The 6,371-nt window shown below is 77.9% G+C and carries 5 protein-coding genes and 1 pseudogene; 3 read left to right on the top strand and 3 right to left on the bottom strand.

What is annotated here, in order from left to right; genetic code table 11:
* Window positions 1–127, top strand: a pseudogene (locus ACI8AK_RS06935) (IS481 family transposase); the annotation flags it as partial.
* On the opposite strand, the gene ACI8AK_RS06930 reads toward ACI8AK_RS06935, so the two are convergent.
* The 3 genes from ACI8AK_RS06930 to ACI8AK_RS06920 form a co-directional block, all read right to left on the bottom strand.
* A complete protein-coding gene (locus ACI8AK_RS06930) occupies window positions 124–2,214 on the bottom strand; it encodes a diguanylate cyclase domain-containing protein (protein WP_387991922.1) in 2,091 nt (696 codons plus the stop codon). The pseudogene ACI8AK_RS06935 and the gene ACI8AK_RS06930 overlap by 4 nt on opposite strands.
* 157 nt (window positions 2,215–2,371) lie before the next feature.
* Window positions 2,372–2,524 carry a hypothetical protein gene (locus ACI8AK_RS06925; protein WP_387991919.1) on the bottom strand — a complete coding sequence of 51 codons (153 nt, stop codon included), beginning with the start codon at window positions 2,522–2,524 and terminating at the stop codon, window positions 2,372–2,374.
* A 175-nt stretch (window positions 2,525–2,699) separates the two neighbouring features.
* Window positions 2,700–4,385, bottom strand: a complete 1,686-nt coding sequence (locus ACI8AK_RS06920; RefSeq protein WP_456903145.1) for a PEP-utilizing enzyme — start codon at window positions 4,383–4,385, stop codon at window positions 2,700–2,702.
* A gap of 194 nt (window positions 4,386–4,579) precedes the next feature.
* Between ACI8AK_RS06920 and ACI8AK_RS06915 the strand changes: the two genes are divergently transcribed.
* Both ACI8AK_RS06915 and ACI8AK_RS06910 read left to right on the top strand, forming a co-directional pair.
* Window positions 4,580–5,347 (top strand): DeoR/GlpR family DNA-binding transcription regulator, encoded by a 768-nt coding sequence (locus tag ACI8AK_RS06915; RefSeq protein ID WP_387991913.1) that lies wholly within the window; start codon window positions 4,580–4,582, stop codon window positions 5,345–5,347.
* Complete coding sequence (locus tag ACI8AK_RS06910) at window positions 5,344–6,354, top strand: 1-phosphofructokinase family hexose kinase (RefSeq protein ID WP_387991910.1); 1,011 nt, start codon at window positions 5,344–5,346, stop codon at window positions 6,352–6,354. Before ACI8AK_RS06915 ends, ACI8AK_RS06910 begins: the two co-directional genes overlap by 4 nt.
* Window positions 6,355–6,371: the final 17 nt, after the last annotated feature.

The following is a 6,371-nucleotide window of genomic DNA, read 5'->3' as shown; positions in this document are numbered from 1 at the left end:
AGAACGCGCCGCTGCCTTGCCCGCCTGGCTACACACCTACAACCATCACCGCAGCCACACCGCGCTCGACGGACAGCCACCGATCAGCCGCACCACCGTCAGCAACGCAGCTGGGCACTACACCTAGTCCGCCGACCGCGGGGCCGGGGCCGCCGGGCGGTCGCGGTGCTTGTGCCGGTACATGGCCGCGTCGGCCTCCTGCAGCAGCCGCTCGGCGTCGCCGCCGGGGCCGGTGTGCACGGCGACGCCGGTGCTCGTGCCGACCGCCGCGGGGACGCCGTCGAGACGGAACGGCTCGGTGAAGGCCGCCGCCACCCGGCGCACGACGGCGTCGGCGTCGGCCGGTGCGGCCAGCCGGGGCAGCAGGACGGCGAACTCGTCGCCGCTGAGCCGGCCGACGGTGTCGCCGGGGCGCACCGCGGCCCGCAGCCGGGCCGACACCTGGCGCAGCAGCTCGTCGCCGGCGGCGTGGCCGAGGGTGTCGTTGACCGCCTTGAACCGGTCGAGGTCGCAGAACAGCACGCCGACGGAGCCGGTGGGGGCGACGGCGGCCAGCGCCGCGGCCAGCCGGTCGCGGAAGAGGACCCGGTTGGGCAGCCCGGTGAGCGCGTCGTGGGTGGCCTGGTGCCGGACGGTCTCCAGCAGCCGGGCCTTCTGCAGCGCGGTGGACGCCTGGTCGCCGACACCGCGCAGCCGGGCGAGGACGTCGGCGTCGAGGGCCTGGCTGACCTCGCCGTCGGCCCAGCTGGCGGTGACCACGCCGAGGAAGGTGGTGCCGGCGAGCAGCGGGACGGCGACGACGTCGGTGAGGTGCATCGCGGCGAGCAGGTCGCGCATCGGGGCGCTGGCGCCGGTCGCGCCGATCACGCGGGGCTCCCGGTCGGTGAGGATGCCGAAGACCTCGGGCACGTCCCCGGCCCGCAGGGCCGCCGACCGCAGGACCTCCTCCTGCTCCGGGGACAGCCCGGCGCAGGACTCCGCCCGCAGCACGCCGCCGGCCGGGTCCCAGAGCAGGACGCCGGAGCTGCCGCAGCCGACGATGCCGGGCAGGGCCCCGGCGACGACGGCGCACACCTCCGGCGCCTCACCGGCCTGGGCCAGGCCGTGCGCCAGCTCCAGGAGGGCGCCGGCCCGGCGGGCCTCCAGCCGGCTGTCCTCGAGGGCCAGCACGAGGTCGAGGGCGGCCGCGGCGTGGCCGGCGTAGGCGGCGAGCATGGCCCGCTCGTCGCCGAGGCCGCCGTCGCCGGGGCGGTGGAGGGCGGCCAGCCGGCCGTGGGTCCGGCGGGCGGAGGCGACGTCGACGGTCACCGCGCCGGGGCCCAGGTCCGCGCCGGCGAGCAGCCGCGCGACCAGCGGCGGCACCTCGGCGGGCGCCAGGCCCGAGCTGTGCACGAGCGGGGCGCCGCCGCGCGGGGAGGAGACGGCGAGCAGGTAGGCGGGGGCGAGGACGGCGGCCGCCGCGCGCTCCACGATCCGCCGCAGGACGGTCTCGAGGTCCCCGCCCTCGACCAGGTCGGTGGCCGCCGACTGCAGGCTGCGGACCTGCTGGCGCAGCGCGACGAGCTCGGGGTCGGCCGCGTCCGCGCCGCGGCGCCGGCGCGGCCACCGGCCGCGGCGCTCCCAGGTCAGGTGGTAGACGCAGGCCTCGCCGCCGGAGGACTCGCACTCCTCGTGGACGACGGCGGCCGGGGCCAGGCCGAAGATGGTCGGCACCATGCTGATCAGCCCGCGCGCGTAGTCGCAGTCCAGCCGCGAGTGGGCGTAGCCCTCGTGCAGCCGGTAGCGCAGCGTCGCGGACGTGGCGTCGGAGCGCACCACCTCCATCGTCGAGGTGGTGGTGAAGTTGGCGACCGCGCGCGGCAGCCGGGCGAACACCTGCCGCGGTGAGCCCATGGCCCGCACGAGGACGACGACGCTCGGGTTCATGCCGGTCCGCAGGGACTCCGCCCCGATGCGGAACATCACGCCGGGGTCGCCCAGCACCTCGGTGGCCGCGGTGAACAGGCGGATGCGGGTGTCGTAGCTGGTCCAGGTGGAGGGCCGGGACAACTCGTCGGCCGTGAACGGCACGCCCGCGCGGCGCAGGACCTCCTCGGCCGCGTCGTCGCCGGCGTGCTGGCGGACGAAGGCGAGGACCAGCCCGGTGGTCGCACCCGACGTCTCACGGGCCTCCACCGGGGGAACGGGCCCGTCCGCGGGTCCTGCTGCGCTCACGCCGGGACGATCGGCACCCGGGGCCGCCGGGTTGAGCGGGACGGCGCGGTCCCGGACGCCGCTCCCCCGTCCGGGGGTGCCCCGGACAGCAGTCGGCCCCGGGCTGCGGAGGCAGACCGGGGCCGTGCGGGTACGCCGCGGGGGAGCGGCCGGGCGCTCAGAGGCCGCGCGTGTGGAACGAGTTGCTGTTGGCCATGGTGAGCAGCTCGTCGCGCATCGCCGGGCTGCTGCTGCGGGCGAGGGCCCGGTCGATGGCCCGCCGCGTGCGAGCCGCCTGCCGACGCTGCCGCCAGGTGGTCCCGATGGACATGTCCGTGTCTCCTCTTCGGTGCTCTCGTCGTCGTGCACCTGTAGTAAAGCAGGTGACGTCCTGAGTATTCCGAAGGATCGCAGGGCGTGTCAGGAGATGTCCGACGATCGTTCACCCGGGAGGGTGGGATCGGTCACCCGGTGACGGCGGCGCGGACACCCGCGCGGCGGTGTCGTCAGGCGCGGGCGAGCACCGCCCGGGCGGCGGCGCGGCCGGCCCGCGGGTCGTCGGCGGCCAGCGCCGCGGCCGCGGCCTCCCGGCAGGCGGCGAGGTCGACCGTGGCCAGCCGCGCCCCGACCCCGGCGACGGCGGAGCCGGCGCAGGACAGCGAGGTGACGCCGAGGCCGACGAGGACGCAGGCGAGCAGCGGGTCGGCCGCCGCCTCACCGCAGACGCCGACCGGCTTGCCCGCCCGCCGGCCCGCGGCCGCGGTCAGCTCGACCAGGGCCAGCAGCGCCGGCTGCCACGGGTCGGTGAGGTCGGCCAGGTCCGCGGAGAGCCGGTCGGCGGCCAGCGCGTACTGCGACAGGTCGTTGGTGCCGATGGACAGGAAGTCGACGTGCCGGAGCACGCGGTCGGCCAGCAGCGCCGCCGAGGGCACCTCGACCATGACGCCGGGCACCAGCCCGCGCTCGCGCACCCGGGCGGCGAAGTCCGCGGCCTCGCCCTCGGTGGCGACCATCGGCGCCATCACCCAGGGCGTGGCGCCGGTGCGGCGGGCGGCCTCGGCGACGGCGTCGAGCTGGCGGTCGAGCAGGCCGGGGTCACGGCGGGCCACCCGCAGGCCGCGGACGCCGAGCGCGGGATTCGCCTCCTCCGGCGGGGTCGCGAACTCCAGCGGCTTGTCCGAGCCGGCGTCGAGGGTGCGCAGGACGACCCGGCGGCCGGCCGCGGCCTCGAGGACGTCGGCGTAGCCGCTCGCCTGCTCCTCGACGGTCGGCTCGGCGGCCCGGCCGAGGAAGGCGAGCTCGGTGCGGAACAGGCCGACGCCCTCGGCGTGCGCGGCCAGCGCCGCCCGGGTGCCGTCACCGTCCTGCACGTTGGCCAGCACGGGGACCGGGACGCCGTCGCGCGTGGCGGCCGGCCCCTGGTAGCCGGCCAGGGCCTCGGCCGCGCGGCGGGCGGCCTCGAGCTGGCCGGCGGCCACCGCCGGGTCGGGGTCGACGGTGACGGTGCCCTCCTCGGCGTCGAGCAGCACGGTCGCGCCGGCGGGGACGGCGTCCAGCCCCTCCACCGCGACGACGAGGGGCAGGCCCAGCTGCCGGGCGATGATCGCGGTGTGGCTGGTGGTCCCGCCCAGGCGGGTGGCCAGCCCGACGATGCGGGCGGGGTCGAGGCCGGCGGTGTCGGCGGGCGCGAGGTCGTCGGCGAGCAGGACCGACGGCCGCTCGGGCGCGGGGACGCCGGGCTCGCCCTGGCCGGTCAGCTCGGCGACGACGCGGTCGCGGACGTCGCGCACGTCGGTCACCCGCTCGGCCATGACGCCGCCCAGCGAGGTGAAGACGTCGACGAACTGCTGCGCGGCCTGCACCGTCGCCACCGCGGCGGGGACGCCGGCGCCGATCCGCTGCTCCACCGCGCCGAGCAGCCCGCGGTCGCGGGCCATGCCGGCGGTCGCCGACAGGACCTCCGCGGTCATCCCCGTCGCCGCCGCGGCGCGGTCGGCCAGGCGGCCCGCGACGGCCTCGGCCGCCGCGGTGAAGCGCGCCCGCTCCTCCTCCCGGGCGGACTCCGGCAGCTCGTCGAACGCCTCGGCGGGCAGGCGGACGGCACCGGAGGGCCGGACGACGGGACCGAGGACCACGCCGGGGACGACCGGGGTCCCGGTGAGCACGGTGCTGGCGGCGGCGGTGGTGGACATGCGGACCTCGCGTCGGTCGGAGGGATGTCGGTCGGGGACCTCGTCGTCCGTCGGTGACCACAATCACGAAAGCGTGTTGACTTGTCAACGTAACCAACGTACAACCACAGAGACACAAGCCCGTTCCCACATGTTCGGGCACCGCCACCGGCCTCCCGAGGACGCCGGGGACGACGACCGAGGGGGTCGACGGGGTGTACGCCGAGGAACGCCAGCAGGCGATCGCCACGCTGGTCGCCGAGCAGGGGCGGATCGCGGTCACCGCGGTGGCCGAGCAGTTCGGGGTCACCACCGAGACGGTGCGCCGGGACCTCGCCGTCCTCGAGCGGGCCGGTGTCCTGCGGCGCGTGCACGGCGGTGCGGTCCCCGCCGGGTCGCTGACGCTCATGGAGACGGCGCTGGCCGAGCGCAACGCCACCCGCGCCGAGGCCAAGCGGAAGATCGCCTCGGCGGCGCTGGACCTGCTGCCCGGCCGCGGCGGCAGCCTGCTGCTCGACGGCGGCAGCACCACCGCCGCGCTGGCCGAGGTGCTGCCGGTCGACCGGTCGCTGTTCGTGGCCACCAACGCGGTGCCGATCGCCGCCCGGCTGGCCAACGCGCCGGGCGTGACGCTGCACCTGCTCGGCGGCCGCGTCCGCGGGCTCACCCAGTGCGCGGTCGGCGAGACGCCGGTGCGGGCGCTGGCCGAGCTGCGGGTCGACGTCGCCTTCCTCGGCACCAACGGCATCACCCCCGGCCACGGCCTGACCACCCCGGACGAGGCCGAGGCCTCGGTGAAGCGGGCGATGGTGCGGGCCGGGCAGCGGGTGGTCGTGCTGGCCGACAGCAGCAAGCTCGGCCGCGAGCACCTGGTCCGCTTCGCCTCCCTCGACGACGTCGACGTCGTCGTCACCGACGACGGCGCCGACCCCGCGGTCCTCGACGAGCTGGACGCCGCGGGCGTCGAGGTCGTGGTCGCGTGAGCGGGGGACGGGTCGTCACGCTGACGGCGAACCCCAGCCTGGACCGGACGCTGGCCCTCCCCGGCGCGCTGGCCCGCGGCGAGGTCGCCCGGCTGGGCGCGAGCTCCACCGAGCCCGGCGGCAAGGGCGTCAACGTCGCCCGCGCGCTGGCGGCCGCCGGCGCCGACGTCCTCGCCGTCGTGCCCGCCGACCCCACCGACCCGCTGGTGACCGCGCTGCACGCGCTGCACCTGCCGCTGGTCACCGTTCCCACCGGCGCCCCGGTGCGCACCAACTACTCGCTCACCGAGCCCGACGGGACCACCACCAAGCTCAACGAGCCCGGCACCCCGCTGGACGCCGGCCTGCGCGCCGCGCTCGCCGCCGCCGTGGCCGCGGCCGCCGCGGGCGCCGACTGGGTGGTGCTGTCCGGCTCGCTGCCGCCCGGCACGCCCGAGGACTGGTACGCCGAGCTGGTCCGCGCCGTCCGCGGCACCGGCGCCCGGGTCGCCGTCGACACCTCCGAGGGGCCGCTGCGGGCGCTGCTCGCCGCGGGCGCCGCGTCCGCGCCGGACCTGCTCAAGCCCAACGCCGAGGAGCTGGCCCAGGTCGCCGGCACGACCGAGGCCGCGCTGCTCGCCGACCCCGCCGTCCTCCTCGCGGCGGTGCGGGCCCTGCACGCCGGCGGCGTCGGCGAGGTGCTGCTGACCCTGGGCGGTGCCGGCGCGGTGCTGTCCACGGCCGACGGCGTGTGGTCGGCGCGCGCGCCGCGGATCGCCGTCCGCAGCACCGTCGGCGCCGGCGACTCGAGCCTGGCCGGCCACCTGCTGGCCGACCTGGCCGGCGCCCCGCCCGCCGAGCGGCTGCGCCGCGCGGTCGCCACCGGCTCGGCCGCCGCCGCGCTGCCGGGCTCCGCCGTCCCCACGCCGGAGCAGGTCCACCCGGACGCCGTCGAGGTGTCCCCCGGCCTGCCCGGCACCCCTCCCCTCCCCGAGCCCGTCCCGGCCGCCGGCCGCGACGTCCCCTGACGCCCCGGAAGGTCCGT

It is taken from the genome of Geodermatophilus sp. SYSU D00867 (assembly GCF_054050315.1).
The sequence above is the reverse complement of the archived record's forward strand: the minus strand, read 5'-3'. Positions and strand labels throughout refer to the sequence as shown.